The 432-nt window shown below is 61.6% G+C and carries 1 pseudogene; it reads left to right on the top strand.

Features of this window, described 5'->3' with window-relative positions:
* Positions 1-194 precede the first annotated feature (194 nt).
* Positions 195-432: pseudogene (locus DT057_RS35215) on the top strand (hypothetical protein); the annotation flags it as partial.

The raw sequence follows: 432 nt of genomic DNA, 5'->3' as shown, positions 1-432 counted from the left end.
CGTCGAGAGCATTACTCGGACGGGCTCCTAGATGTTGGGTGCCGCATAACTGCGGTGCTCCCATTTTAGCTCCTATACAGATTTACTAATGTATTTTAAACCGGTCATTTGTGTGCAGCAAGTGCTGTTTTTGGAAATATTAGAAGTCACTTATCAATATTTTGCCGAATCCAGCCGGCGAGAGGCTGAGGCCGATGCCGATCCGCCCGGAGAACCGCTACTTCTACCCCATCGACTGGGTGCAGCTCTCGGCAGCGATCCGCTTCGGGCGGGCCAGGGGCCACTGCGAGGGCTGCGGCCGGCCGCATGGGCAGCTCGTCTCGCACCTGGGCGACGGGCGCTGGTGGGACGCAGCCGAGAGTACCTGGCGCAGCGGACGGGGACGCCGCCTGAAGTTGGCGCCGCCGGAAGAGCTGCCGGCGGGCACCGAGG

The organism is Methylobacterium crusticola, assembly GCF_003574465.1.
Classification (GTDB): domain Bacteria; phylum Pseudomonadota; class Alphaproteobacteria; order Rhizobiales; family Beijerinckiaceae; genus Methylobacterium; species Methylobacterium crusticola.
The sequence above is the reverse complement of the archived record's forward strand: the minus strand, read 5'-3'. Positions and strand labels throughout refer to the sequence as shown.